24 protein-coding genes and 5 pseudogenes are annotated in these 25299 nt (G+C 38.8%); 22 read left to right on the top strand and 7 right to left on the bottom strand.

Going from position 1 to position 25299, the window contains the following annotated elements; all coding sequences use genetic code 11:
- Window positions 1-187: 187 nt before the first annotated feature.
- The 5 genes and pseudogenes from ACFIKN_RS06430 to ACFIKN_RS06410 all read left to right on the top strand — a co-directional run bounded on the left by ACFIKN_RS06430 (window position 188) and on the right by ACFIKN_RS06410 (window position 3820).
- Window positions 188-1036 (top strand): S49 family peptidase, encoded by an 849-nt coding sequence (locus ACFIKN_RS06430; protein WP_375658101.1) that lies wholly within the window; start codon window positions 188-190, stop codon window positions 1034-1036.
- A gap of 237 nt (window positions 1037-1273) precedes the next feature.
- Window positions 1274-2182 carry a 4-(cytidine 5'-diphospho)-2-C-methyl-D-erythritol kinase gene (locus ACFIKN_RS06425; protein ID WP_273790406.1) on the top strand — a complete coding sequence of 303 codons (909 nt, stop codon included), beginning with the start codon at window positions 1274-1276 and terminating at the stop codon, window positions 2180-2182.
- A gap of 165 nt (window positions 2183-2347) precedes the next feature.
- Entirely contained in the window at window positions 2348-3016 is a 669-nt protein-coding gene (locus ACFIKN_RS06420) for a ribonuclease HII (protein WP_375658100.1), read from the top strand.
- A 205-nt stretch (window positions 3017-3221) separates the two neighbouring features.
- A pseudogene (locus tag ACFIKN_RS06415) lies at window positions 3222-3502 on the top strand (type II toxin-antitoxin system RelE/ParE family toxin).
- 18 nt (window positions 3503-3520) lie between these two features.
- Complete coding sequence (locus ACFIKN_RS06410; RefSeq protein ID WP_273790446.1) at window positions 3521-3820, top strand: HigA family addiction module antitoxin; 300 nt, start codon at window positions 3521-3523, stop codon at window positions 3818-3820.
- Between the two features lie 53 nt (window positions 3821-3873).
- Here ACFIKN_RS06410 and ACFIKN_RS06405 read toward each other — a convergent pair.
- From ACFIKN_RS06405 to ACFIKN_RS06390, 4 genes and pseudogenes are all read right to left on the bottom strand, one after another.
- Window positions 3874-4665: pseudogene (locus ACFIKN_RS06405) on the bottom strand (tyrosine-type recombinase/integrase); the annotation flags it as partial.
- A complete protein-coding gene (locus tag ACFIKN_RS06400; RefSeq protein WP_375637538.1) occupies window positions 4617-4916 on the bottom strand; it encodes a hypothetical protein in 300 nt (99 codons plus the stop codon). The gene ACFIKN_RS06400 and the pseudogene ACFIKN_RS06405, both read right to left, overlap by 49 nt.
- Entirely contained in the window at window positions 4876-5022 is a 147-nt protein-coding gene (locus ACFIKN_RS06395; protein ID WP_375658099.1) for a hypothetical protein, read from the bottom strand. Before ACFIKN_RS06395 ends, ACFIKN_RS06400 begins: the two co-directional genes overlap by 41 nt.
- A gap of 50 nt (window positions 5023-5072) precedes the next feature.
- Window positions 5073-5510 (bottom strand): DUF488 family protein, encoded by a 438-nt coding sequence (locus ACFIKN_RS06390; RefSeq protein ID WP_375658098.1) that lies wholly within the window; start codon window positions 5508-5510, stop codon window positions 5073-5075.
- 161 nt (window positions 5511-5671) lie between these two features.
- Here ACFIKN_RS06390 and ACFIKN_RS06385 point away from each other — a divergent pair, with 161 nt between their 5' ends.
- The 11 genes and pseudogenes from ACFIKN_RS06385 to ACFIKN_RS06335 form a co-directional block, all read left to right on the top strand.
- On the top strand, window positions 5672-6031 hold the full coding sequence (locus ACFIKN_RS06385) for a hypothetical protein (protein WP_375658097.1): 360 nt from the start codon (window positions 5672-5674) through the stop codon (window positions 6029-6031).
- Window positions 6032-6142: 111 nt separating this feature from the next.
- Window positions 6143-6325 carry a hypothetical protein gene (locus ACFIKN_RS06380; RefSeq protein WP_273790410.1) on the top strand — a complete coding sequence of 61 codons (183 nt, stop codon included), beginning with the start codon at window positions 6143-6145 and terminating at the stop codon, window positions 6323-6325.
- Between the two features lie 277 nt (window positions 6326-6602).
- On the top strand, window positions 6603-7025 hold the full coding sequence (locus ACFIKN_RS06375) for a class I SAM-dependent methyltransferase (protein ID WP_375658123.1): 423 nt from the start codon (window positions 6603-6605) through the stop codon (window positions 7023-7025).
- A gap of 6 nt (window positions 7026-7031) precedes the next feature.
- Entirely contained in the window at window positions 7032-8249 is a 1218-nt protein-coding gene (locus ACFIKN_RS06370; RefSeq protein WP_375658096.1) for a hypothetical protein, read from the top strand.
- Window positions 8250-8343: 94 nt separating this feature from the next.
- Window positions 8344-9417, top strand: coding sequence for a citrate/2-methylcitrate synthase (locus tag ACFIKN_RS06365; RefSeq protein ID WP_375658095.1), 1074 nt, complete (start codon window positions 8344-8346; stop codon window positions 9415-9417).
- Complete coding sequence (locus ACFIKN_RS06360; RefSeq protein WP_375658094.1) at window positions 9408-10205, top strand: beta-hydroxyacyl-ACP dehydratase; 798 nt, start codon at window positions 9408-9410, stop codon at window positions 10203-10205. Before ACFIKN_RS06365 ends, ACFIKN_RS06360 begins: the two co-directional genes overlap by 10 nt.
- Window positions 10193-10750 (top strand): hypothetical protein, encoded by a 558-nt coding sequence (locus tag ACFIKN_RS06355; protein ID WP_375641074.1) that lies wholly within the window; start codon window positions 10193-10195, stop codon window positions 10748-10750. The genes ACFIKN_RS06360 and ACFIKN_RS06355 overlap by 13 nt, the downstream gene beginning before the upstream one ends.
- Window position 10751: 1 nt before the next feature.
- Entirely contained in the window at window positions 10752-11255 is a 504-nt protein-coding gene (locus ACFIKN_RS06350) for a DUF6622 family protein (RefSeq protein ID WP_074380593.1), read from the top strand.
- A 432-nt stretch (window positions 11256-11687) separates the two neighbouring features.
- A complete protein-coding gene (locus ACFIKN_RS06345; protein ID WP_375658093.1) occupies window positions 11688-11843 on the top strand; it encodes a hypothetical protein in 156 nt (51 codons plus the stop codon).
- A gap of 328 nt (window positions 11844-12171) precedes the next feature.
- Window positions 12172-12717: pseudogene (locus tag ACFIKN_RS06340) on the top strand (DUF3987 domain-containing protein); the annotation flags it as partial.
- Between the two features lie 597 nt (window positions 12718-13314).
- A pseudogene (locus ACFIKN_RS06335) lies at window positions 13315-14048 on the top strand (DEAD/DEAH box helicase family protein); the annotation flags it as partial.
- Here ACFIKN_RS06335 and ACFIKN_RS06330 read toward each other — a convergent pair.
- A pseudogene (locus ACFIKN_RS06330) lies at window positions 14038-14176 on the bottom strand (DUF4102 domain-containing protein); the annotation flags it as partial. The pseudogenes ACFIKN_RS06335 and ACFIKN_RS06330 overlap by 11 nt on opposite strands.
- Window positions 14177-14859: 683 nt before the next feature.
- Between ACFIKN_RS06330 and ACFIKN_RS06325 the strand changes: the two are divergent.
- From ACFIKN_RS06325 to ACFIKN_RS06315, 3 genes are all read left to right on the top strand, one after another.
- Entirely contained in the window at window positions 14860-16683 is a 1824-nt protein-coding gene (locus tag ACFIKN_RS06325) for a porin (RefSeq protein ID WP_375658092.1), read from the top strand.
- A gap of 248 nt (window positions 16684-16931) precedes the next feature.
- Window positions 16932-19847, top strand: coding sequence for an isoleucine--tRNA ligase (ileS, locus tag ACFIKN_RS06320; protein ID WP_375658091.1), 2916 nt, complete (start codon window positions 16932-16934; stop codon window positions 19845-19847).
- Window positions 19848-20024: 177 nt separating this feature from the next.
- Window positions 20025-20516, top strand: a complete 492-nt coding sequence (locus tag ACFIKN_RS06315; RefSeq protein ID WP_375631029.1) for a hypothetical protein — start codon at window positions 20025-20027, stop codon at window positions 20514-20516.
- A 644-nt stretch (window positions 20517-21160) separates the two neighbouring features.
- On the opposite strand, the gene ACFIKN_RS06310 is transcribed toward ACFIKN_RS06315, so the two are convergent.
- Window positions 21161-21607, bottom strand: coding sequence for a nucleoside deaminase (locus tag ACFIKN_RS06310; protein WP_273790416.1), 447 nt, complete (start codon window positions 21605-21607; stop codon window positions 21161-21163).
- A gap of 270 nt (window positions 21608-21877) precedes the next feature.
- Between ACFIKN_RS06310 and ACFIKN_RS06305 the strand changes: the two genes are divergently transcribed.
- The 3 genes from ACFIKN_RS06305 to ACFIKN_RS06295 all read left to right on the top strand — a co-directional run bounded on the left by ACFIKN_RS06305 (window position 21878) and on the right by ACFIKN_RS06295 (window position 24812).
- On the top strand, window positions 21878-23272 hold the full coding sequence (locus ACFIKN_RS06305; RefSeq protein ID WP_375654438.1) for a pseudouridine synthase: 1395 nt from the start codon (window positions 21878-21880) through the stop codon (window positions 23270-23272).
- A complete protein-coding gene (rsmD, locus tag ACFIKN_RS06300) occupies window positions 23253-23819 on the top strand; it encodes a 16S rRNA (guanine(966)-N(2))-methyltransferase RsmD (RefSeq protein ID WP_273790418.1) in 567 nt (188 codons plus the stop codon). Before ACFIKN_RS06305 ends, rsmD begins: the two co-directional genes overlap by 20 nt.
- 543 nt (window positions 23820-24362) lie before the next feature.
- Window positions 24363-24812: a hypothetical protein gene (locus ACFIKN_RS06295; RefSeq protein ID WP_273790419.1), complete on the top strand. Its 450-nt coding sequence runs from the start codon at window positions 24363-24365 to the stop codon at window positions 24810-24812.
- Between the two features lie 210 nt (window positions 24813-25022).
- Here ACFIKN_RS06295 and ACFIKN_RS06290 read toward each other — a convergent pair whose 3' ends face one another.
- Entirely contained in the window at window positions 25023-25169 is a 147-nt protein-coding gene (locus tag ACFIKN_RS06290; RefSeq protein ID WP_273790420.1) for a hypothetical protein, read from the bottom strand.
- Between the last annotated feature and the right edge of the window lie 130 nt (window positions 25170-25299).

Here is a 25299-nt window from a genome sequence, read left to right as displayed (position 1 = left end):
ATCTTGTGTTTTTTAGTTTATTATTTAGAGTCCAAACTTTGTTATTAGGGAGGTTTGACTTTGGGTGAAGTTATATTTCTGCTTGTAATGTGGGGATTGATTGGCGCTTTTGGATATTATCGCGTTCTTCCTTTTTGTTGTCCTTTCCTATTTAATTGTTCTTAATTTATAAGGAGATTTTGTTTTGATGGATTTTATTAAAAGTTTTATTCCACGCCGTTTTTCTTCCGATAAACTTGAAATTCCTGTGGTGCGCCTTCAAGGAGCAATTATGGATTCATCAGCGTCTATATCTCGTACTCTTTCCCTCAGTAGGTGTGCAAATCTTTTAGAGAAGGCTTTCGGACACAAAAAGTCACCGGCTGTTGCACTTATTATTAATTCTCCTGGTGGTTCACCTGTACAGTCGCGTTTTATCTTCAAGCGTATTCGTGATTTGGCAGAAGAAAAAAATAAAAAGGTTCTTGTGTTTATTGAAGATATTGCAGCATCCGGTGGTTATATGATTGCTTGTGCGGGGGATGAAATTTTTGCAGATCCTTCTTCAATTGTTGGTTCCATTGGAGTGGTTTCAGCTTCCTTTGGTTTTCCGGAACTTTTGAAAAAAATTGGTATCGAACGGCGTGTCTACACAGCAGGAAAGAACAAAGTTACATTAGATCCATTTCAGCCAGAAAAAAAGGCGGATATTGAGCATTTGAAATCTCTCCAACTTGAAGTGCATCAAACTTTTATCGATTTGGTTAAAGAACGGCGTGCTGAAAAATTATCAGATGATTCGAATCTCTTTACAGGAATGTTTTGGAGTGGAAAACAAAGCGTTGAGCTTGGTCTTGTTGATGGATTGAATGATGTACGTTCTGTTATTAAAGAGCGCTTTGGTAATGATACAAAACTTCGACTTATTACGCCTCCAAAAAGTTTTTTAGGACCTAAAACGCCTTCAGGAGTGACGGCACATACGGTTTATACAGTCATTGATAGTGCATTGATGGCAGCAGAAGAGCGAGCACTTTGGCAGCGTTATGGTTTGTGATGGAAAGGATCATTCAAGCCAGAGAGATTTTTATCTAAAAACAGATGCTAGAAGAAAAAAGGCTTGAAATGATACGAATGAGAACATGTCGTTTGTTTTGTATGAGAACTCTTTATATTTATTGTTTTTTAGAAAACGATTAAGAATATTCCAAGCTGTTTATAGGGCTAGTGCTAAAAGTGTGGATAAAAGGGGGGAATTTGTAAAAGAACCCTATACAGGTTAATATTACGTCATATGATGCCAAATGTACAAGCTTCGTTCCAAAGACATTCCTATTTATTTACACCTATTAAATTGAATTTAGCTCTACATGTTGTGGGGCAACGTGCTGATGGGTATCATTTAATAGAAAGTTTGGTTTATTTTAGTCTTAGCGGTGATTGTCTACACTATGCACCTTGTGAAAATAATCAGTTTGTTTTGACGGGGCCGTTTGCAAAAGGACTTGTTTCTCATTTAGACAATTTGGTTATTCGCGCACGGGACTTTATGCATAAGACTTTTCCGGAATGTGCTCAACCTGCTTTTTTTCGGCTTGTAAAAACATTACCTGTTGCTTCAGGCATTGGTGGCGGCTCAGGTGATGCAGCTGGGGTTATCAGCATGTTGCGTCAACAGTGGAATCTTGATTGCCCTTACGAAGAATTAGCAAAAAAGAGCTTAGTTCTTGGTGCTGATGTTCCCATGTGCCTTTGTGCATTAGAATATCAGCAGCCGCTTTTGGTCAAAGGAATTGGTCAAGAGATGATACAAATAAAAGGAGCCTGTTCTCTTGCAATAGTATTGGTTAATCATGGACAAGAGATTTCAACACCAACTGTTTTTAAAGCGTTAGAGAAGCGTCATAATCCTTCTTTAAAAATTAATACAGACGCTTTAAAAAGTGTTGATTCATTGGTTAAAGCTTTACAAGAAACGCGTAATGATCTTTTTTCTCCTGCATTAAAAATAGCACCTCAGTTAGCTGAAGTATTATCTATATTAGATGAATGTGGGGCTCTTTTTTCCCGTATGTCTGGAACGGGAGCAACTTGCTTTGGCATTTTTAAAAATAAACAAACGGCGCAACAAGCAGCTCTTTTTATCAAATCAATGCACCCAAATTGGTTTGTAAAACCTATCATGACTTTAGGAAATATTTGATAAATAAATATAAAAGCTTTTATTTCATCATGATTTTATTATACATAATGAAAGAGGGGAACCAAAGAAATGTGTTTTTTATCTTTTGTGTAAGAGTTCGCAGAATATTTGAAGAGCCATTTAAAACTGTAATGCTTGCAAAAAATGATCAGGCTACAGAAATAGATGTATGTTTGTTATATGTGTGATTTATCAAAGATGTTTAATTTGCCGCTTCAACCAAATTTTTCGTGCGAATTGGATTTGCAAAAACAGGGTTTTTTTCATATAGCAGGTGTTGATGAAGTAGGACGGGGGCCTCTCGCTGGACCTGTGGTAACAGCAGCCGTTATCTTGGATAGAGATCGTATTCCTAATGGGTTAAATGATTCAAAAAAACTTTCTTTTTTCCAACGAAATAGACTTTATCATGAAATTTTGCAAAGTGCATTAGCGGTTTCAGTCGCCAGTCTTTGTGCTCGTACAATTGATCAATCTAATATTAGAAAAGCAACTTTAGAAGCAATGCGTCGCTGTATTATAGGATTAGCCATTCCAGCCCACTATGTCCTGGTTGATGGGCGTGATATTCCTTCTGAGTTGTCTTGTCCTGCAATGGCGTTGATTAAGGGCGATCAGCGTTCAGTTTCAATTGCAGCCGCATCTATTATTGCGAAAGTAACGCGTGATCGGATGATGGAATGTGCAGGACAAGTTTATAAAGGGTATGGTTTAGAGAAGCATGTAGGTTATGCAACGCTAGCGCATCGTACAGCTCTTGATAAATATGGACCAGTTATAGGGTTACATCGTTATAGTTTTGCACCACTAAAAGAGTGTAAAAAAGGTAATTAAAATCAGTGACTTATTACAAGAGTAAGGGGTTTTATAATCATTGATTCTATTATGTTTTTTGAGTGTCTATCCCTAACCTTTTTGAAGCTTTTTTATCACTTATTCCTATCTATTTTTTCCAGATATAGAATCAGATATTTCTAACATGGGCTTAACTCTTATTTGTTATTAACCGTATAGCGATGATATACGACAAGGGGCGGTAATGGCAATTGTGAGTTTTAAACATAAGGGCTTAAAATTATTTTGTACAACAGGCTCCACAAAAGCTATTTGACCAGATCATGTAAAAAAATTCGCGTTATCTTAACGGCTTTAACAAGTACTACTACGCTTGAAATGTTGAGAGAGCCTGCCTTTAAAATGCACCATCTTAAAGGTGAACTTATAGAGTACTGTTCTATATGGGTGAATGGAAATTGGCGTGCTACTTTTCGCTTTATAGGAACAGATGTGGAGCTTGTTGATTATCAAGATTACCATTGATGAAAGGAATGAAAAAAAATGATGCACAACCCCGCACATCCGGGTAAAGTTCTGAAAGTAGCTTTCTTAGAAGAAATGGGGATAACAATACAAAAATTAGCTGATCATGTCCATATGACAAGAGCTTCTTTATCAAGAGTGATTAACGGACATGCTTCTATAAGTACCGAGCTTGCTGTTAAATTAGAATTAGCTGGTTTTAGTAAAGCAAAATTTTGGTTGGATATGCAAACAAACTATAATTTATGGCAAACAATGCAACAGGCACAACCACCTATTTCTCCTCTGGTTTCTGATACATCTCAAACGCCGCTTTGATTTCGTTAATAATTTTGATAGCAATTTAGTTTGTTAAGCGGTGCTTTGTGAGGCTAACTTTTTTGGAGCTTTTTGATTGCTTCAAGGGAAAGTTTTTACGGTCTGCACTCTTTGTATAAGGGATGCCATTTTATCTTTGGTCCAACCAAAAAGCGCTTTCATTTGTGAAACCGTAGCACCAGCATTGGCAGTATGTTTTGCTGCTAATTTTTGCAATCCGTGCGCTGATTTTTTAATACCCGCCGCATTACATGCTTCACGAAAGAGGTTGCCAAAACTTTCTTGGATAAGCTTATTTCCACCTTTACCACAAAAGAATGTTTCATCACCTATGGGACCAATTTTAAGGGTTGCCTCTAGTTCTGGTAAAACAAGCCCGTATAAAGAAGAAGGTTAATCCAGACGCGTTCATGTGTACCATGTGACCAACGGTGATAATATTTGTCTATGTCCTATTCTAGCCAAGGCAGTAATTCCTCGTTGTTAAGAGATTTTGGTGCTTTTATATTAAAGGCAGGATTTTTATTTAAAAGGGCATTATCAACCGCCCAATTAAAGAGACCGTTTAAAGAGGTCAAAAAATGTTTTGCTGCTGCGAGAGTATGTCGCCTTCTGTCTACGGCGTCAAGGATATGGTGTCTTTCTATACTTTTATATGCACGATCAGCAATATGTTTAGAAACATTATTCAGAATTCGATATTTAACTTTTTGAGTAGATTCTGATTGATTATGCCATTGCATGCTTTGTAAATACTGATGCAATAACCAATTGAAAGAGCCTTTTGTAAGTCTGGTTATTTTCTTGGAGATGCCATTTTGCACTTATTTAATAGCCAGTGTATATTTGCTCTGATGGAAATCAAAGGACTGTCATAAATTTTAGCATTTCTATAAATTTTAGCTTTTCCACTAATAAATGTAGCACCGGAAACTTGTGCATTGGCAAAAACACATGCGTTTTCATAAATATCAGAAATGTTATCGATATAAGCATCACCAAAAACCTTGGCATAACCATAGACTTTTGCATCATCACCTACCCAGCAATTACCATCATGACTTAGGTTGTCTTTTTTTTGTATAAAGCCCGCCAAGATCACCTGCTTTAACAGCATCAAAATCCCTTAAAGCACGAATTCGGTGAAGAGTTTTTCCATCAACCTCAGTTATTTCATCAGTCAGTTCATATTTATTTTCCATGGTTTATTTCCTTGATTTGCGTACAATCCACCTGTAGCGTGAATCATGCATTATTTAAAAGTTGTTAGGAATGGGGAGAGGGCTAGAGGTTGTAAATGCCCCATATGTAAAAAGTTTGTAAGTTTATTTTTTAAAATGTGCTTAATTTCATATTTCCAATCAGACAATTGAGTGAGAGCTAATGCGAGTTGTCCTCTATGACACATGTATACATTGGCTTCAAAACAGGTGATTGCAACGCGCTTTTTTAAAAAAATTTGATATAATTTGTTTATTGCACAAGAATTATTCTTGAGAGTTGTATTTTGATAATCTTCAAAAAGGCGGTCATAATCTTTTTGTGTTTTCAAATTTCTTCGTTTTTCAGAAGCAATTCCAAGTTCAGGCATATGCATATATTCAATATCAATGTTGCTTACAGCTTTCTCTAATTGTCTTTTCGAAAATCCGAGGTTTCTACTTATTGAATTTTTACGAACATCACACAAAAGTTTAATATTATTTTTGATCAGTTGATTGAGATAGTCCTCAGAGGATTTTCTTTCATAGCCAATGGTAAAAAAATAAAGCTCTCATCTTTAGCAGGCTGTATGATGATATTTTTGATGTTACACACATTTAATTTCCTTAGTAAATGGGTGGGGGCTCCATGAGCGCCTCTTTCCAAAAGGATAAATCCTCTAGCGATTATCATAGTGTTGTGGAGCAATCAGGCATCAAAACCGGTGATGGCGGCTTTAATATCATTGTTAAAGACAAAACGACCCTAACGGGAGGTATCATTGTCATCAGCGCACCGGCAGACAAAAACAACTTGATCACAGGAAGCATAAGCACCAGTGATATAACCAACAGTGCACATGCTCAAGCTAGCAGCCAAGGGTTTAGCATTTCTGGGAATGACACGATAAAAAACATTGCCAAAAATGCTTTAAGTCACGGCAAAGCCCGTGATGGAGCGGAAGGATATACAAATCCGCTATCAGCGGTGCACCATCATCCTCACTGATACAACTGGACAGAGGGCGATGGGGCAAGATGCTGGACAAATCATTGGCTCTCTCTCTCAACCACAACACCGCAGCAGTCCACCAGGGCTGTCGCACCGATAGATGCCATATTGCTTGAGGGCATCGTTCATAATCGCTTAGACATGATCAATGATTTATCGGATGAAGGTCTTGGATACTGGGACAAAGTGCGCGAAATGACAAATGTCAAAGAGCATCCAGTAGGTGAGGTTGAGCATGATGAAAATGGCAATGTCCTCTATTTAACTGATGAAAATGGAGAACCTATATAAAGACAGTGATGGAGAATATATTACTCTGTATCACTTTTTAAAAGCTGAAGATGAGCAGCCAGCATTTACAAGTTGGTTCTGATGGCAACAGGCGTATGTTCTAAAATGGCATTTTTAACACATCCGATGATGCTGCGTGTTATGCTGTCCAGTTTGCTGACAATGATTATGGTCCCCTTTATTTTACATACTTCCCACAAGCTAAAGACTGGGAAGTGGAAATAGGGATAGCGATTTTTCAGAAGCTTCTGGAAGGTAAACTTGTTTTGATTGACCAATTCAACTCTGTGTTAAAAAATGTACCGAGTTAAAATACCAGCATGCATTCAACATCATTGAAGCCAGCGTCAGCAATTTACCGTTTCCCGGTAACTCCTTTTCAATGATTTATGCCCGTTCCGTAATTCATCACTGGGCTGAACCTAAAAAAGGATTACAGGAGTTGTGCCGTGTTTTAGATCGCGGCGGTCGTATTATCATCCATGAACCCCTAGCTGATGCAGAAGAAACAGCACTGGGTGTTTTTAGCCAATCACGTCGTGAATGCGGTGTGGCAGCTATGTCCACAGAAGAAAAATTTACATTAGCCGGTATCACCGATTTTTTATATGGCTGCGATCTTAGTGAGATGAGCTGGACAGTGAGACGTGGAGAAGGTCTAGCAGCTCTGGGCTGTGAAATTTTCATTAAAAAGGTCTGAGTTATCATGGATTATTTCTGTGCTGAAATGTATGCAAAAATGCAACCACGTATAACGGCAATAACTGGCTGCCATGCACTCGATTACATTGCTTTCCGCGATTTGGTTAGGATAAGTACACGCGTTTATTCGACCACTGGTGATAGTGGTTCTTTGACTCAAGTGGACTCTGCGGGTGAACACTTACCGATGCTGATTAGTGCTACAAGTGGCATCACTGGGGCGATGAAAATGGCCAACGTTCGTTTAAAATTCTGTAAGGAAGGGATCAGCTCATCAGAGCGCAATTTAATTCGTAACCTGCGCGCGCGGCAGGTTTTTTCCCCAGGGGATGTTGTTGGCAACCTGTTTACGATTAATCTGTTTTCATCTTTACACTACTTGGCGTGTGAAATTTTAAAAAATTGCCGTGCACATGTTGTGCCGGTTGGCGATATTGCTCTGCTGCTGAAGAGTCATTTCGAGTTTCTGGCTGAAATACGGCTCTCGGTACTGTTTGGTGTGCCCAGCACCATCGTTCAGTTCGTTGAAGCCATGCTCAGCCTTGGGGTTCCACTGGCAATTAAAAAAGTGGTCTTTACTGGTGAATCGATGCTGAGCGTGCATGAAAACTATCTGCGCGAGATGCTGGGCGCCGATCTGCGGATAATTGGTTTATATGGTTTGTCGGAGTGCGGTTTCATTGGTATGTCCGCCGAAGGGCGGCTTAATCGGTACCTGCTCTTCAGCGATGATTTCTTCTTTGAATATGAAGATAAGAGAGGACTGCTAGTGACATCGCTGGATCCCGATGCCTCGCGCAAACTTATCAGATACTCCGTGGGCGATATGGGCACATTATCCGTTGAAAATGGTGATCTCTATTTTGAAGGTATTAAACGCAATGCTGTTGATTTTAATTTCATGGGAAATTTGATTAGCCATGAAAAAATATTCAAAATTATTAATCGAAGGTTGCCCGATGTGATTGTTCAAATTGTATTGTCTTTATCCGCGGATAGACAAGAGATTATGGATATTAAAATCTGCTGCGAAGTATTTCACAACCTTGATTTGTCCGAACTAACTGAGGAAATCTATCATTTGCCGGATATTTATGAAGCCTATATGAAAAAGCGCGGGCGTATTAATCTCACCCTCGTCGAATATAGCACTTTGCTTTTCTCACCCAGAGGGAAATGCCTGCTAGTTTATGACGCAAGGGAGTCCTGTAATGCAACTTGATAATTTGTGTAATGAAATTGTATCAGGGAATTCGCATACGATAAATGTCAACATCAGGTTTTATAGCGTGTCACCGGAGCAGCAGGAGTAAATCATGTCAGATGATGTTATTGATAATTATGGTTTAGATAATAACGCATTGTTTATTCGTGGATGTAATTTGATTGATATTGCCGATGAAAACCGCTATTTGCAGAACGCATGGTTTGTACTGACCGGCAACCTTCTTAATGAAGAACAGATGGATCGGCTGATTCAGAATGCTAACGCCGAACTGCAAAAGACGAACCCTACAGCCAAACTGCAGGCGATGCATCAACTGATCAATGTATTGCCATCTTTGAGTTTAACGCAGCGATTTATGATGTTATTATCGCAAGTTGAGGTTTCGGCGGCTCAGGGTAAGGTCATGGCTCCCGTAAGCGACGGTGGTTGTCTTAAAATTATCTTGCTGATGCCGTGGATTATTGCATTGGCGTGCTCTTCCCAACAGTTTTCCGATTTGCCGGCGATCGAAAATTGCAATACCTTGGAGCTTGCTTTTTGGTTAGTATTAACTAGCAAGGAAGCTTCTTCCGACTGGGATATTAATGTGCTTTGCGGGTGCATGTCTCTACTGCTGGGCGGGTTTGGTACTGTGACACCCACAACCACCATGGTAAGATTTATTATCAGTACCAAGAGCGACGTCATTTCTGCACTAATCGGTGGGTTTTGTGCCATTGGCTCCGTGCATATGAGAGCCTGCAAATATGCTATCATGCGACTTTCTAGTGTCCTCAATGAGATTGAAGCCGGGAATCTTGAGGCGGCGGTAACGCATTATTGCAAAGACAAACCCTGGCCAAGGTTTGGTCACCCGATTATGCAATGGGATGTCCGTGTTTATTTCTTTTTTTCACGCTTTCAGGTGCCTATGTGCCCCTTCAGTTCGCTTGTGCGATCTATTTCGGACAATACAGGACTGCAACCCAATGTCGATTTTCTAATTGCAAGCATCATGAGCAAACATCGGGCTTCTCCTGAGCTGGGATTGTTGGCTTTTTTCGTTTGTCGTATGCCTATACTTCTCGCGCACTATCAAGCGCGGTTTAGCACTCATTCCTTCAGTTTATCATCAAAGGATTTAAGAGAAAAATATAAAAAGGTCTCCCAATTATGGCTATAAAGCATCACACCGAGCCAAATTTCTTGGGTATATGTCAGAGTATTACCTTAACCGCACCGATGCGTGCTTGCGGGCAAATCGATATTTCTCACTGGGAGTTAGCCCATAACTATTTGAAACAGGGCTTGTTACTCGAAGCCTTGCATCAGTTTTCAGTTCGATTCGCCACCATGGTGGCTAAAAACTCGGATCTCACTTATCGCTATCTCCCTGTTATGGTTGAACAGTTTTTCTCTACCACCCATTTTGATAGCGATCGGTTATGCGTTGAAGGACATATTGAACGCATTAATGAGGCCTATCGTATTCACTGTAAGGCTAGCACATATGACAATGGAAAGGCCGTTATTGCGCAGGCAATCATCATGGTCAGTAAGGTCTGCTTCCTTGGCTCGTGTTCTCAGAAAGTCGCTCTTCCATTACTAGGCGATTTATGTAAGATTTCCTCCGTAACCGGAGATTCTTGTACTTTTTCCTTTAATGCGCATCACCCGCTTTTTGAGGAACATTTCCCCTCCCGCGCCGTATGTCCTGGTTCACTATTGATTGAGATGGTTCTGGCTTTAGCCATGCAGGGTAGGACGAAAAATATCGCATCTGTTGCGCTGAAAAAAGTAAAGTTCATTGAAGCAGTTTATCCGGGAGATACCTATCAGTTGACCATTAAACAGGATACAGAGTATGAACCGGGTGGCGTTTTTTATATTCATACGGAAACTAAAAAACGAAGCACTTGCGGTAAGTTTTCTATCAAATATAAAAAGGAGGATGCGCCATGTTTAACATAATAATCTCTTTTATTCCGTGGAGTATTTACTCCTGGGTTATCAATGGAAACTTTTTAACTCTGGTCGAACGCTCTCTCATCTTAACTGTGATTTTATTGTTCATTATTGCTGTGAATATTAAAATTGTCCGGCAGGGAGAACCCGTGATGATTACTAACATTCTGACAGTTATTGTCCTGTTTGTTAATTATTTCGCTGGATGGTCTACACTTTTACTGAACTACCCCACAGTTTTTTGCTATCTGTCACTTGCTCTGGTTTCATTGATTAGCTTGCTGGTAAAGAAACCCTTTACCATTTTTTACGCCAGTGCTGGTGTTTCTGAAGAAAAACGCAAACATATCCTATTTTATCTCATCAATAAATATATTACATGGATTTGGGTAATCATCTTTTTTGCCAATGGTCTTCTAGTGGCTTTTTTTACATGGACCCCCCAGATTTGGTTAATCACTATGGGTTTAATTTGTACTGGTATTCTTTTTTCTAAATATCTTCCTAACATCATGCAATATTTTTATCGCATCAAACATCATGGAGCATAATATGTCATTGTTTAACATTCTGACCGGAACCCCTTTATGGGCTTGGATTTTGCTTATTTTTCTCATTGCGAGGGGAATAATCGCATTGAAAGATAGGGAAACGAAGGTTTACCGCCTTTTTCTCTTGCCGTTAGTCTTTCTTTTTTTGGGCGCAAGCGATGTGATTAACCAGCTGGCCTTCCCACGCTGGGGAGCAATCGCAATGTTGGCAGGGCTGATGATCGGCTTTGGCGTTGGCTGGTTGCTCTGGCGTGCTACTGCGCGTTTAAAAATCAAAGAGGGAACGGATTTCATTATTCTGCCTGGTACGCCGTTGACGCTGACATTTATTCTTATCGCTTTTGTCATCAAATTCACATTGATTGTTTTTCTCAAGGTTGTACCTGATTTGAAATATGCATTTGATTTTAACCTTCTTTTTGGTCTTTTAAGTGGGTTTACTGGTGGTGTGTTGTGGGGCGGCACATTAAATTTATATATAGCATTTCGAAAGAATCCAAATTAATCCCTATACCATTAGCTGTGGGTGCTTCCCATTAGAACTATCTCAATAGAAGCTTATTCCTAACAAAAACGCTGCATACAAATGCAGCGTTGCCTCGTAGTTTCAGATTTTTTTATCCCAGCGCGTGAATAGGTGAGGGAAGTGATATATCTGACTATGCCCCCTTGGGGGAAGAGCGAGCCTAAAGGTTTAGAATGCTATGAGTTTGAGCTAGCTGGACTTTGAGCAGATGGTTTATCGCTCATGGGAAATCATTTTGTTTTACGATTCAAAAAGAGGATAGTGATGGTCTCATTGGCATAGGTGGGCAAGAAAACTGTTAGCTTGGCAATGCGTCAACAATTTTTAGAACTATGTTGTGGAACCCCTACGCAAAGCCGTTGCTATGATGGCATGATGCTTTTGTCAAGCATTATGATATGGTAGGAACCGGTGTTTAAGGGTGCAACTGCGGTCACTGTACGATCCAGTAGCATTACGTCTGAGTATTTAGGAGCGGTAGACTCTGTACAGGCTATGCGTACAATATGTGAAGCACGCTTGTGGGAATCAGTGCGCCATTATTGCGTTGTGCATGCAACCCTCTAGCTAGTACTTCATTGGTAAGGTTGTTTTTTGAAGCTGATTAATTATCTGTGTGTTTTTTAAGAGAACGTTAGCACTGATGTATCGCGTGCCGTACCAAGAAATCTTCCAAAAAATTTTATTAAAAATACTAAAAATATATGTGCAAGATGAACAAATGCTTGCTGAGGATATTGTATCAACGACTGTAGCTGCTTAAGGGCACATAATCTTGGGGGGCATAATGTTGTACAAAAAATCATGAAGTCCAAAAAACTCGTAAAGGTGCATTGCACTTCTCCTTTGAGAATTTGGCATCTCCTCTTAGCATAATACGTTTTCATTATGATATAAACCCCTTGGTTCTCTTGAACACCCGCTTGTCATGCGTTTTTCTGCTGATGCTCAAGAGATCTTTCGTGAGTGGATGCAAAAGATTTTTAAAAAAGCTAAAGAGAATAACCTTTCTGAAAGCTTACAATCGCATCTTTTAAAAATGCCAAAGACCATAGCAAGCCTTGCGTTGATTTTTGAACTTCTTGATAGTGGTCGTTTTGAAATTGAACTCTATGCCATTACAACAGCCTTGCGTTGGGAAAAATATCTGTTAAGCCATGTCAAAAGACTTTATGCGGCGGGGGATAAGGTAACAGCAGAGCGTGCAAAATTGATTGTAGAGCGCTGTGATCTTTTACCCGATGTTTTTACGGCAAGAGATATCTATAGACGATGTTGGAGTTCTTAAAAAGATAATCAAACCGTTAAGCAAGCTTTAGAGCTTTTATGTCGTTGTAACTATATTCGTGAATTTCCTATAGAGGGGAATGAATTAGGTCGGCGCCCTGATAGACGGTATGAATGGCATCCTTTGGTTAAAAACAACAGCATAAAACAATAAAAAACCTCTTTTGAAGTCTTTAAGACAACCACGCAAAACTCTTTTTACGGCATTCTCATCAAGGAACTTTTCTCCCCAAAAATGATCTGAGTGACCTTATCAGAAGAGTTTTGTCAGTCTTGTCAGTTCATTCTAGCTCCTATATTATTTTTTTAAAATGAGAAAAAATTAAAAACATTATATTTCAATATGTTAGTATTTTAATGATACAGCCCTTATTAAGACACAACCCATAAATTCAATCAATAATATATATTTGTCAGTGATGTGTCAGTAAATTGAACTGACAAAATAGATTATTTTAATGCCTCTTAAAACCTATCAAAATACTAATTCTGATGTTTTAAAACACATATCGAATGTGTCTTGATTAACACGTGAAACGAACAGCAAATTTCACTATTTTGCTGATCTGATCTCTCTCATAGGCTATGGATAAGTACCTTTAAAAAAACTTTTTGAAAAAATTATCCGCTTTGGAATGACTTTAATTCATTTTGCACTCGATATTTGGTTTGAATCAATTTAATAAACTCTATTTTGATTACTTTGAAGAGAATTAATCAATAGAATATATTGCCATGAAGTCTATTATTTATGCTTCAATCTATTAAGTCTAATAATGAACATGTCACTTTACGCTCTTTGTTAGAATATTATCGTCAACAAGCAAAATCACCCCGTGAATTAGGAACACTGTTCGAAAATCTTGTCATAGCTTATTTGATGAAAGACCCTCTTCATTATGGACGCTATGAAACGGTTGAAACCTATTATGAATGGGCTAACGAGCGTGAAGGTTGGAATAAAAATGATATCGGCATTGATTTGGTGGCTAAGCTTCGTCATCAAGAAGGCTATGTGGCTGTTCAATGTAAGTGTTAAAAGCAGATCATCAGATTAGTAAAAAGGATATTGATAGCTTTATCGCAGCATCTGGGAAAGACATCTTTAAATATCGTCTTCTCGTTGACAGCACGGAAGTGGAATTAAGTGACAATGTGAATGCCATGATTAAAGGACAAGCGATACCCGTTTATCGCATTGACCTTCGTCATATGGAAAACAGTCGGATAGATTGGCAAATCTATGCAACCAAAAAAGAAGTTCTTCTTAAGTCAACAAAAGAGCCTCGTCCCCATCAAGAAGAAGCCATCAAGAAAGTCTGTGAAGGGTTAAAAGAAGCAGACCGTGGCAAGCTGATTATGGCATGTGGGACGGGCAAGACTTTCACAAGCCTTAAGATAGCAGAAACAATAGCTGGGAAAGGCAAACGTGTTTTGTTTCTAGTGCCTTCTCTGGCTTTAGTCTCACAAACAATCCGTGAATGGTACAACGGTAAATCCATTGAGCACCTCCATCTTTACGCTTATGAAGTAACAAGCCGGCACCATCATTATATTTGCCAGCTCGTGGGTGTTGCGACAGCCCTTGCATTAAGACGGTTCATAAGAGCCATTTTTAATCCTTTCTTATACAAATTTGATCCACACACTCATCCCACTTGTTATGTGCAAATAGTGGTTTTGATTGATTCAACATAAACAGATTTAAAATGAGAGAATCCTACAGTATTAGTTTTTTCATTCAATATGAAAACAATAAGTTATCCTTATAAATCAATATCTTGTTGTAGCAGGATGAAGATGTTTATGCAAAGAATCTAAAAGTTTTTTTTGCGAGTGTTTGAATAAGTCCTTTGTTTTTCTGAATTTTAGATACAAAACACTATTGCTAAAGTACTAAAAGTAAATCATGCTGGTAAATAGATGAAACTTTGATGGCGCTTGGTTTTAAAAAAGGCAATATTTGATTTCACTGTTTGCGCTGGCATTGATTTTGCAATAACAGATAATAGTTTATTGTATGCAGAATATTGTTATTTAGATTTTGATAAAAAGAAATTTATAAAGAATATTATCATTAACAGTTATGCGAAACTTTAATGAAAATGAATCCAACTTTAATACACATAGTTTAGTGTGATTTAGTTTACAAATTCTCATTGAATGCAAAATTAAAAGTTTAAGAAGCCTTATTTTCAAAAATTCTTTATTTTTTTGTGAGTGTGTCATTTTTGCTACAGATCTTTCAAAAAAGATGCTCTATATACATTTCATTTTGGATATTTGGAGAGATTTTATGAATACAAAACGTTTAATAACAGCGTCTATTTTTTCTTTAATTTCAGCGTCTACAGCACTAGCTGCTGATGTTATAATTCCTCATCAGCCAGCATCATCGACTTCTTCTACCATTATCGCGCCTACTTTTTCATGGGCAGGTCTTTATTTAGGTGTCCAAGCGGGTGGTTTTTCGAGCAAAGCTGATATGGCTCTTGTTGGTCAAGAAAAGAGTTTACCACTGGATAAAGAGTTCTCTCCTAAACTTTCAGGTTTTGCAGGTGGTTTTTATGCAGGTTCTAATATTGATCTCGGTGACAACTTTATTTTTGGCATCGATACGGATTTAATGATATCTGGAAAAAAACACACAAAGACCATTACCATAGGTGCAGCTGATAACACTACAGTAGAAAATGCAGTCGTAAGATCCCGCAGATCCGCAAAACCACAAACATCTCCAACCCCACAAGCAGTGATATCAACAGGAACACAAACACAAAAAGGCGCCTCAGGAGCACTTGCAAGCGCAGGAATATCCGCAGGTGCAGGAACATCTGCAGGTGCAGGGGCTACAACAGGAGGGACCCTAACAGCAGTATCCGCTTCAGAAAAATCTGCTGGAACGCGATCCGGTCAAGCACCAGCTCAACCAGTAACTGCAGCTCAACCAGTAACTGCAACTCAACCAGTAACTGCAGTTCAACCGTCACGAGCAGGAGCAGCACAATCAAGTCAATCAGCAACAACTGGAAAGTCTAGCGATGTTAGTGCAACAGCAGGAAAAACAGTGGTGGCGGAGGTAAAAAAACTAGAAGTTTTAAAAACGCCATCTGCATCGCCAGTAGCACAATCAGCCTCCTCCCGATCAGTGCAATCGGCATCGTCCTCATTGGGAAGAGCAGATACAGGAGGGGCATCGGTAGGTGGATCACAACCAGCTGCACCTAAATCGACACCCCTTACAACAGGAGCAGGAACATCAGTGCGGTCAGCATCGCGATCAGCTACTGTATCAGTAGTGCCTGCACCAGTAAAACCTAATGTGTCCACACCAGCAGTACAGCCAGCAGCAAAAGCACCCACATCGGTACAACCTGCATCACAACCATCAGCAGTAGAAAGAACAGTACCGAGTTCATCACTTGTCCTCGCGAGATCAGGATCATCCTCTGGTTCAGAGACAAACGCTTCTAATGGAACAAGCGGAGCCCAACGGGGAGGTTATCATAGTTCTTCCCATGGTAGCGGAAATGCTAATTCGCGTGGTGCATCTCATGCAGGTGGGCATGGCTCTGGCGCTCATGCGCATGGTGCTAATCCACATGCTTCTAGTTCTCATGGTGGACAGAATATGGCTGGACACGGTGCACAAAGTACACAAGTGGTGGATAAGAACGATTCCAGTGTGTATGGTATAGAACAAATAAAAAAGATGGCTTCTGAACTTGGTCTTGATCAAGAGTATGAAGTTGAAACGTTAAGTCATACTTTCAAACAAAATTGGGGTGGTGCTACACGGGTACGTATTGGTTTTGCTGCTGATCGCTTTATGCCTTACCTTGCTGGTGGTATTGCTTATGGGCAATTCCAAGACACTGTATCAATATCCGTTAAGGATGAGGATGGAAGAGTCGTTTCTTCTAAGAACTTAGCTGATGAAACAAAAACCATGATTGGTTACACACTTGGTGGTGGCGTTGATTTCTCGCTTCTGGATAATGTGATTGTACGTGCAGAATATCGTTACTCTGATTTTGGTAAAAAGAAATTTGCAAAGGAAAAACTTGAAGTTAACTACAAAACCAATGATTTCCGTGTTGGTGTAGCTTATAAATTCTAATTTTTTAAAGAGTAAATTTCTAAGAGGCTCCACTGTCAGTGGAGCCTTTATTTTTTAAAAGATCACTTTTTGGTTTCTTTTCTTGTGAATTTCATGATAAAGCCCATAGAGTGTGATGATATATTTTCCTGATCGCTGCTTAATACGAATGATAAGCTCGGCTTTCCCTATAGATAAAAACCAGAGTTGCAGGGTTCAGGGAAGTTATGCAAAAATGAAATCGTAAAAGTGGACAGGGATATTTCACAATGGCTGTGAAAAATGAAACAATAGATTATTCAAAAACTCTTTATCTCCCACAGACAAATTTTCCTATGCGTGCAGGGCTTCCGCAAAAAGAGCTTGAATTGATGGCGCGTTGGGAAAATATGGGGCTTTATGCGCAATTGCGCCAACAAGCAAAAGATCGTCCATTTTATATTCTTCATGATGGTCCACCTTATGCAAATGGTCATATTCATATCGGGCATGCTTTAAATAAAGTTCTAAAGGATGTGGTTGTCCGTTCATTCCAAATGCGCGGTTTTAATGCAAATTATGTTCCTGGTTGGGATTGCCATGGGCTTCCAATTGAATGGAAAATTGAAGAAAAATATCGAGCACAAGGAAAAAATAAGGATGAGGTACCTCTTAACGAGTTTCGTCAAGAATGCCGTGAATTTGCACAGCATTGGGTAACCGTTCAAAGTGAAGAATTTAAACGCCTTGGTGTTGTGGGAGATTTTAACGCGCCTTATACTACAATGGCTTTTCATGCAGAAGCGCGCATTGCCAGTGAATTGATAAAATTTGCTATGTCAGATCAGATTTATCGTGGTTCCAAGCCAGTGATGTGGTCTGTTGTGGAGCGTACGGCCTTGGCAGAGGCTGAGATTGAATATCATGATCATGAATCAGAGGTGCTTTGGGTTAAGTTTCCTGTTTTTGAAGCAAATTCTGATGATTTATATGGTGCTCATGTCGTCATTTGGACAACAACACCGTGGACAATTCCAAGCAATCGTGCAGTGAGTTATTCTTCGCAAATTTCTTATAGTATTTACGAAGTTGAAAGTGCTGAAAATGATTTTGGTCCTCAAGTGGGAGAAAAGCTTCTTTTTGCAGACGCTTTAGCGATGAGTTGTGGAGAAAAAGCCAAACTTGTTTTGAAGCGTTTGCGTGTTATTTCTTCTGAAGAGTTGAAAGCTTTTGTTCTTTCTCATCCACTCAAAGGTTTAGCTGGAGGGTATAATTATAAAATTCCATTGCTTGATGGTTCGCACGTAACAGAGAGTGCTGGTACAGGTTTTGTCCATACAGCACCAAGCCATGGGCGTGAGGACTTTGAAATTTGGAATGATTATAAGTCCTTACTGGAGCAAGCGGGGATTGATTCATCTATACCGTTTCCTGTTGATGATGCAGGGTTCTATACGAAAGATGTTCCAGGTTTAGGACCAGATCGTGAAGGAGGACCTGCACGTGTTATTGATGATAATGGAAAAATGGGTGACGCCAATAAAGAGGTCATTAACGCTTTAATTAAAGCAGATCGATTGTTTGCACGGGGGCGTTTAAAGCATTCCTATCCCCATAGTTGGCGTTCAAAAAAACCCGTTATTTTTCGCAATACACCACAATGGTTTATTTCAATGGATAAAGATTTTGGGGATGGTTCAACTTTACGTAGTCGGGCTTTGGAAGCTGTTTCAAAAACGCGTTTTGTGCCATCTTCTGGACAAAACCGCCTAGCTTCTATGATAGAGGATCGTCCTGATTGGGTTCTTTCTCGTCAGCGTTCTTGGGGGGTTCCTATTTGTATTTTTGCGAATGAGGATGGTGTTATTCTAAAAGATGAAGGTGTGAACGAGCGTATTTTACGGGCTTTTGAAGCAGAAGGGGCAGATGCATGGTTTGCTGAAGGAGCACGTGAACGTTTTTTAGGTGAGCGTGCACATGAGCCTTGGGTACAGGTTTATGATATTTTGGATGTTTGGTTTGATTCTGGAGCAAGCCATAGCTTTGTGTTAGAAGATCGGGCTGATTTGAAATGGCCTGCTGATGTTTATTTTGAAGGTTCAGATCAACATCGCGGATGGTTCCAATCTTCTCTTTTGGAAAGCTGTGGTACGCGTGCTTGTTCTCCCTATAAAGCCGTGATCACACACGGTTTTACTTTGGATGAGAATGGTAAGAAAATGTCTAAATCTTTAGGCAATACGGTTGTTCCGCAAGAGATCATTAAAACATCTGGAGCTGATATTTTTCGTCTCTGGGTTATGACAACCGATTATTGGGAAGATCAGCGTTTAGGCAAAAAAATTCTTCAAACAAATGTGGATTCATATCGTAAACTACGCAATGCAATTCGTTGGATGCTAGGAACTCTAGCACATGATGATGGGGAAGAAATATCTTATGGTGCACTGCCGGATCTTGAAAAATTTATATTGCATAGGCTTTTTGAACTTGATCAGTTGATTAATCGCGCTTACGATGAATTTGATTTTAAAAAGATTATGCGTGCATTATTGGATTTTTCAATCATTGAGTTATCGGCATTTTATTTTGATATCCGCAAGGATTCTCTTTATTGTGATGCGCCTTCATCAAAAAAACGCAAGGCCTCCTTGCAGGTTGTCCGTGAGATTTTTGAGCGTATGGTAACATGGCTTTCTCCAATGTTGCCTTTTACTATGGAGGAAGCTTGGTTAGAGCGTTATCCAGAAAGCCAATCGGTGCATTTGGAACAATTTCGCTCTGTACCAGAAGAATGGCAAAACCAATCTTTGGCTGAGCGTTGGAAAAAAATTCGGCAGGTCCGTAAAGTTGTGACAGGTGCTTTAGAGCTTGAACGTGCTAATAAGCGTATTGGATCCTCTTTGGAAGCTGCGCCTATTGTTTTTATTTCCAATCTGGTTTTACGAGAGGCATTAGAAAATGTGGATATGGCGGAGATCTGTATTACCAGTGCACTCACAATTAGGCAGGACACGATACCTTCCGATTCTTTTACTTTGAATGATGTTGAAGGTGTTGGTGTATATCCAGAGAAGGCATTAGGAAAAAAATGTGCTCGATCATGGCGTTATACACAAGATGTTGGGAGTGATCCAGCTTATCCGGATGTATCTGCTCGTGATGCAGCTGCTTTGCGGGAACTACAGATTCTTGGTAAGATTTAAAATTTTAAATCAAGGGAAAGGAGTACAAGTATATTTCTCATATTGATGAATATAGTTTTTTGTGGTACAAAGTAAATTCCGTTGTTTTTTCTGCAGGGGGGAAATTTGTGTATGGACCGTTCTCTCATAAATAACGGGAATATTAATCAGCCATATACTTAGGAAATGGAATAGGCAGTGAGAAAACGTGAAGTAAAAATATTTCCAATAGGAATTTTAGGGATGTGCTTTGTTCTAACGGGATGCAATTTATCCGCTCCTACCTATGGTACCAATAAACCGGTTTCGATACAGTTTTTTGAAGATGTTGCTAATATTACTTCATTAACACCAACAAATAATAGCAGCCAGATTGTTATGAAACCTCATCCAAAACTTGTAATACCAAGCCCTAGTTCACGCAGATTTTTGCCGGTACCACAACAAGATAGATCTGTCAATGAAATGGCAGCATCGAAGAAGAATCAAGGAAATACTCCTTTTCCTCATAAAGGATCGTCAGTTAATGGCGCTGGTTCAGAAAACCCTTCACAGTTGAATGCGAAGCAACGACAGGAATATTTACGTCGTCAGAGAGCACAAGTTGGAAGTTCAAAATACCGTCGCTATCTCACTGAACCACCTTTAAGTTATCGCCAACCGGCAAAAACCGCACCTATTGGTCGATAAGGGAAAGACAAAATATTTAAAGTAAAGTATTTTTCCAATTACTTATGATACTAAGCTCTCATTCATGCACAGTTATAATGCTGTTGGAGGAGGGGTGTTATTCTCATGAAATAGCAATATGACAACAGCATCGAGAGAGTACTTCATGCGTTTCCTAACAAGAAATATTTCTCAAGTTCATTTTGCAACATCGTTCATGTGGATAGTATAACGTAAAATCTATTGTGCTCCACTATCTTGATGCTTAGGAAGGAGAAAGCTGATACCATCATTTTATTTTCCAGACTCCAGTTGCGACAATTCTTGCATTTGAGAGCCTTCATAAGAGACATTTTTAGTCTTTTCTACAACGTTCTTTATCCAGACGATAATCCCGCTTATGATGTGCAAAAAAGTGATTTTTATTGCTTCAATGTAATTTGAAAGAGAGTAGATCTACGATATGTTGGAATTTATATTTTATTATACAAAATAATGAATTATTCTTATGAATGAATGTATCATCTAATAGAAGCAATATGCAGGATTAAAAGAGAGAAAAATGCTTTGAAATAGCTTTTACTATATATGTCAGAAGAATTAATAGTCTTTTTGAGAAGTAGGATAGTTTTTTAAGAGTGAAAGTTATGGAAGAAGAATTGTTTTTAGTATCGCTTTTGTACAAAAAAATCTTTAAGTAATTGAGCAGCTTCTTTTTCTTTAAAACCAGAATAAATCTCAGGTTTGTGATGACAGGTTGGTTGCTGATAAAAACGTGGACCATTTTCTATAGCACCCCCTTTGGGATCATTTGTTGCGTAATAGAGACGACGTATGCGTGCAAATGAAATGGCAGCAGCACACATAGCACAAGGCTCAAGTGTTACATAAAGATCGCAATCAGGAAGCCTTTCGTTTTGCAATGTTTCGCAAGCCATACGGATTGCGCGTATTTCTGCGTGTCCTGTAGGGTCATATGCAGATTTTATAAAGTTACCAGCGCGTGCAATGATAGCTTTTCCACGTGTAATGACAGCACCTACGGGAACTTCATCTTTTTTTGCAGCCTCTTGTGCTTCTAAAAGGGCTATTTCCATGGGCGTCAAAGTCATAATATTCTTTCTACTGAAGGTATAGAAAATCTAAAGGTTATCTCGATAAGGAATGCTATAGAATGAATAATTTATTACGCTTTTATAATGAAAAGAATACCTCTATTTTTTTTAAGAGTTTAAAACAAACTTGCAAGTCGGCAGATACATTATTGTCGTTAAAGGATAGAAAATGATAAATGATTATGCTACTTCATTTTTCAGGATAAGCGGTATGGTGCATGTGAATAATTTTCTGAACATACTTGCAAAGATTGGTTTGAAACGCAAATGAATGAAAATAATGAGAGTGAACGAATTGCTAAAAGGTTAGCGCGTGCTGGTATTGCTTCGCGTCGAGATGCAGAAATGATGATTGTTGCAGGTCGTATTTCTGTGAATGGTAAAGTCGTGACAACGCCTGCTTTTAATGTTAGCCGCTCTGATGTTATTAAAGTTGATGGCAAACCTTTACCTCCTATAGAACGAACGCGTTTATGGCTTTACCATAAGCCAGCAGGTCTTGTCACCACGAACCGTGATCCTGAAGGCAGACCTACAGTATTTAGTAATTTACCAAAAGGAATGCCGCGTGTTCTTTCTGTTGGAAGGCTTGACATTAACACGGAAGGGCTTTTGCTTTTAACCAATGATGGTGGCTTAGCGCGTGTATTAGAGCTTCCTGTAACGGGGTGGGTCCGCAAATATCGCGTCCGTGCTCATGGAAGAGTAAAACAGAGTGCGCTGGATAACCTTAAAAATGGTATTGCGATTAATGGTATTTTTTATGGTTCGATTGAAGCATCAATTGAACGTGAACAAGGGTCGAATATATGGCTTTCTGTTGCGTTGCGTGAAGGAAAAAATCGTGAAATAAAGAATGTTTTAGGGGCATTGGGATTATCAGTTAATCGATTAATCCGTGTATCCTATGGTCCATTTCATCTCTCTGATTTAGAAGAAGGAGCCGTGCAAGAGTTAAAAGGGCGGATGTTACGAGATCAGTTGGGGGAGCGTTTGATTATGCAAGCCAATGCAGATTTTGATGCTCCTATTCTGAAACCCTTTTCAAATTCTGCAGTTGTTGCAGAAAAGCAAAGCCAGAAAGATCTTTCTGTTGCAAATGATGGTTGGGTTTTCTCAAGTGAAAGGGCGATACGGCGCCGACCAAGAGATGGTTCTGTTGAACATAGTCGCGCGCAATTAAGTACAAAGTCTCATGAAAATATAAAGAAGGAGAAAAGTGAAGAAGGAAAAGCAGAGCGTTTTTTACCGCGTTCTCGCCGTGCTAATGTTTGGATGGCTCCTGGTGCGCGTCCCCAGAGTGCACGTAGAAAGCCTTCCTATAGTGAGGAGAAATCGCATGATCATAAGAGCGGTTTGGATGGTAAAAAATCCTTTCATCGAGGCAAGGAAAAACTAAAAGAAAGTCCGTCACACAAAGAGAAGAGGGGAAGTTTTGTTCAAAAACGTGGCAAAACATCTTATGATGAGACGCACCCCTTTGGTAAGAAAGATCGCTTTTTAAAGGATAAAGAGAACATGATAAAAGGTGGTCATGATGAACATTCTTTTGAGAGAAAGAAAAAATCGTTTGGTGGTGCTATGAAAAAATCTAAACCACATAGGGACGGTGCAAAAACTTCGAAGCGATTTGGAGGTCCACGTGCGGATCATAGGCGGTAAATTTGCTGGGCGTGTTTTGTTTTCGCCTGTTAATCAGTCGATTCGCCCAACGAGTGATCGTACACGTGAGAGCCTTTTTAATATTCTTTCTAGCCGTGAAGAACAATTTTGGACCAATAAACGCATTCTTGATCTTTTTGCTGGTACTGGTGCTTTAGGCATCGAAGCACTTTCACGTGGAGCAAAGGCGGCTGTTTTTGTTGAAAACTCGGTTGAGGGGCGTGGGTTGCTTCAAAAAAATATAGAAGCCTTTGAATTACAGTCGATAGGACGGATTTTACGTCGTGATGCGACCAAACTTGGCAATATTGGCACAATGCTTCCATTTGATGTTATCTGCGCTGATCCTCCTTATAGCCGTTGTTTAGGTGAACGTGCTTTCGTAGAAGCTTTGCGAGGGGGGTGGGCAAAAGCTGATACACTCTTCATACTTGAAGAAAAGAAAGATACAATGATTCATTTACCTGATGTCTTTTATTTAGATGATGAGCGGTTTTATGGTGAGACAGCAATACGTCTCTATAAATTACGATCGCTTACATCTTGAGAAAGTTCTTGTTTTTATCCGATAGGATGAAAAAATGCTTCTTCACAGTTTTCTTCATTTTATATGGTTTTTAAAAGGTTAAGCAGAAAATAAATAAAAGATTCTAATGTTAAAGGAATTGATGAATTTTTATTAGCTTTAATACAGAAGGATGTTTTTTCTCCAATAGGATATATATTCCTCGATAATAGTTATGATCTTTTTTATCTAATTTCTTTCTGCCATACCTTAATCATCACATTTCATCAGCAGTTGAAAGCTTTAAGCTATGCAGTCTGCATTTATATCTTATATGATGCGTAACTTCTATTTTTGTTATTGTATGAACTTAAAACAGATATTTTGTTTAGTATTGAAAATATTGTTCATTTATCCTGAATATTTGTGTGTTTAGTTTAGTAATATCGCTTGTTGAGTTAGTCATTACATATTAAGTAAATCTGAGAGTATTAAGTATCTTATCGTTGTGCAGCTTTAAGGATACTTTTTTATATTATTCTTTATCACTAAAGATAAGTAATTTGTAAAAAAGGGGAGATTATCGTGTTTAATTGGATATATAGTGAAGAGATTAGTACAGAAGCAAGTGCTGAGCAAATTTGGGCTATATGGGAAGATGTGGCATCATGGCCTTGCTGGGATAGTGAACTTGAGTGGGTAGAACTTTCTGGTCCTTTCAAAGAAGGTGCTATAGGACGCATGAAACCTAAAAAGGGACCTACAGTAACTTTTACACTTGATAAAGTTATAAAAAATGTTTGTTTTTCTGATTATGCTAAACTTCCTTTTACACGTATGAGTTTTGATCATGAATATATTTGTTCAACAAAATCGGGTTCTTCAAATAATAAAATTCGTCATACTGTAACCATGTCTGGTTTATTTTCTCCTTTCTTTGGAATGATTATTGGGTCAAAAATTAAGTTACATCTTCGCGATGCAATGATTGAAATGAGCAGACGTGCTCTTACTGAAAACAAAAGCATCTCGTAAGGGGGGCATTTATAAAGAAGTTAATACCTTAAAAAAGGTGCAGAAATCTTAGCCTTGTTAGAATGAAATCAGTTATGAGTATATAGCAAATCGATGAGCTATGATCTGTTTTTTAGTTAGTCGTTGAAATCGTGTCAAATCATCTGAGAAAATTAATTTTGCACCAAAGATCTTATAAAAGCCATTGAATTTTATTCAATATATAAAAGCTTATAAGGCGCGCATTTTTACTGAAAATAAAGAAAGTTGTAGAAGCTTATTTCTGCTCTTGTGAATCTGTAGGTTGATATTGTCATGATATTTGCCAGTTTCTAATGTTGCGATAGTTTTTGATTTGAGAGCATTCATAAAAGACATTTTGACTCCTTCTTAAATAGTTTTTATTCATACGCCCCTTACTGATGATATGCTTGCAAATAGTTGTGATTGATTCAACATGAATAGGTTCGAAACGGAGAAAATTTAATGATATTTGATTCTTTTATGC

Origin of the sequence: Bartonella sp. CL436QHHD (assembly GCF_042195105.1) — a bacterium.
In the GTDB taxonomy this organism is placed as follows: domain Bacteria; phylum Pseudomonadota; class Alphaproteobacteria; order Rhizobiales; family Rhizobiaceae; genus Bartonella.
The sequence above is the reverse complement of the archived record's forward strand: the minus strand, read 5'-3'. Positions and strand labels throughout refer to the sequence as shown.

Bases quoted from the DNA above. Each gene is read 5' to 3' on its own strand.
- ACFIKN_RS06430 (WP_375658101.1), top strand. From the start codon at position 188: ATGGATTTTATTAAAAGTTTTATTCCACGCCGTTTTTCTTCCGATAAA.
- ACFIKN_RS06425 (WP_273790406.1), top strand. From the start codon at position 1,274: ATGATGCCAAATGTACAAGCTTCGTTCCAAAGACATTCCTATTTATTT.
- ACFIKN_RS06420 (WP_375658100.1), top strand. From the start codon at position 2,348: ATGTATGTTTGTTATATGTGTGATTTATCAAAGATGTTTAATTTGCCG.
- ACFIKN_RS06410 (WP_273790446.1), top strand. From the start codon at position 3,521: ATGATGCACAACCCCGCACATCCGGGTAAAGTTCTGAAAGTAGCTTTC.
- ACFIKN_RS06395 (WP_375658099.1), bottom strand. From the start codon at position 5,022: ATGGAAAATAAATATGAACTGACTGATGAAATAACTGAGGTTGATGGA.
- ACFIKN_RS06385 (WP_375658097.1), top strand. From the start codon at position 5,672: ATGAGCGCCTCTTTCCAAAAGGATAAATCCTCTAGCGATTATCATAGT.
- ACFIKN_RS06370 (WP_375658096.1), top strand. From the start codon at position 7,032: ATGGATTATTTCTGTGCTGAAATGTATGCAAAAATGCAACCACGTATA.
- ACFIKN_RS06365 (WP_375658095.1), top strand. From the start codon at position 8,344: ATGTCAGATGATGTTATTGATAATTATGGTTTAGATAATAACGCATTG.
- ACFIKN_RS06360 (WP_375658094.1), top strand. From the start codon at position 9,408: ATGGCTATAAAGCATCACACCGAGCCAAATTTCTTGGGTATATGTCAG.
- ACFIKN_RS06355 (WP_375641074.1), top strand. From the start codon at position 10,193: ATGTTTAACATAATAATCTCTTTTATTCCGTGGAGTATTTACTCCTGG.
- ACFIKN_RS06350 (WP_074380593.1), top strand. From the start codon at position 10,752: ATGTCATTGTTTAACATTCTGACCGGAACCCCTTTATGGGCTTGGATT.
- ACFIKN_RS06325 (WP_375658092.1), top strand. From the start codon at position 14,860: ATGAATACAAAACGTTTAATAACAGCGTCTATTTTTTCTTTAATTTCA.
- ileS (WP_375658091.1), top strand. From the start codon at position 16,932: ATGGCTGTGAAAAATGAAACAATAGATTATTCAAAAACTCTTTATCTC.
- ACFIKN_RS06310 (WP_273790416.1), bottom strand. From the start codon at position 21,607: ATGACTTTGACGCCCATGGAAATAGCCCTTTTAGAAGCACAAGAGGCT.
- ACFIKN_RS06305 (WP_375654438.1), top strand. From the start codon at position 21,878: ATGAATGAAAATAATGAGAGTGAACGAATTGCTAAAAGGTTAGCGCGT.
- ACFIKN_RS06290 (WP_273790420.1), bottom strand. From the start codon at position 25,169: ATGTCTTTTATGAATGCTCTCAAATCAAAAACTATCGCAACATTAGAA.